Source organism: Flammeovirga pacifica (assembly GCF_000807855.2).
Lineage (GTDB): Bacteria > Bacteroidota > Bacteroidia > Cytophagales > Flammeovirgaceae > Flammeovirga > Flammeovirga pacifica.
In genome coordinates this window covers 1-1,241 of record NZ_JRYR02000009.1, presented here as the reverse complement: position 1 = coordinate 1,241, position 1,241 = coordinate 1, and the positions used below count along the sequence as shown (strand labels likewise).

The window sequence follows — 1,241 nt, the reverse complement described above, 5'->3', positions numbered from 1 at the left end:
CCCGTCAGAATGCTCCCCTACCACTCGTGCCTAAGCACAAATCCATGTCTTCGGTGGATAGTTTAATGCCCGATCATTATCGATGCTCTGTCGCTCGACCAGTGAGCTGTTACGCACTCTTTGAATGAATAGCTGCTTCCAAGCTAACATCCTGGCTGTCTCAGCGACTGAACCTCCTTAGTTCAACTTAACTATCACTTGGGGACCTTAGACGATGGTCCGGGTTCTTTCCCTTTCGGACTAGGACCTTGGCACCCTAGCCCTCACTGCCGGTAGTGTTTGATGGCATTCGGAGTTCATCTAGATTTGGTAGGATGTGACTCCCCCGCATCTAATTGGTAGCTCTACCTCCATCAAACTCATCCGACGCTGCCCCTAAAGGCATTTCGGGGAGTACGAGCTATTTCCAGGTTTGATTGGCCTTTCACCCCTACCCACAGGTCATCCGAAGACTTTTCAACGTCAACCGGTTCGGTCCTCCATTGTGTGTTACCACAACTTCAACCTGCCCATGGGTAGATCACCTGGTTTCGCGTCTACCTACACTAACTTAAGCGCCACTTAAGACTCGCTTTCGCTACGGCTGCAGACCTTAAGTCCTTAACCTTGCTAATATAGGTAACTCGTAGGCTCATTATGCAAAAGGCACGACGTCACTACACTAAGTAGCTCCGTCCGCTTGTAGGTATACAGTTTCAGGATCTATTGCACCCCGTTATTCACGGTACTTTTCACCTTTCCCTCACGGTACTTGTTCACTATCGGTCTTTTGGGAGTATTTAGTCTTGGCGGATGGTGCCGCCGGATTCAATGGGGGTTTCACCGGCCCCCACTTACTCAGGAACTCTCGCTCTCTTTAGATATTACCTGTACGGGACTTTCACCCTCTACGGCCACACTTTCCAGTATGTTCCAATTCTATCTAAATCGATTATCGAGGTCCTACAACCCCAATTAAGCCGGAACTCAATTGGTTTGGACTCTTCCGCGTTCGCTCGCCACTACTTGCGGAATCACTATTGTTTTCTTTTCCTCCAGGTACTTAGATGTTTCAGTTCCCCGGGTTGGCTATATAAGCATGTCTTCAACATGCTGAGTTGTCTCATTCGGATACCTCCGGATCAAAGGTCATGTGCACCTCTCCGAAGCATTTCGCTGCTTGTCGCGTCCTTCTTCGCCTCCAAAAGCCTAGGCATTCCCTGTATACCCTTCTCTTGCTTTTCTTTTGCTAGAATGTATAA

Annotated in this window: 1 rRNA gene; it reads right to left on the bottom strand. The window is 48.8% G+C overall.

Going from position 1 to position 1,241, the window contains the following annotated elements:
* Positions 1-1,223: ribosomal RNA gene (locus NH26_RS24870) — 23S ribosomal RNA — on the bottom strand; the annotation flags it as partial.
* Positions 1,224-1,241: the final 18 nt, after the last annotated feature.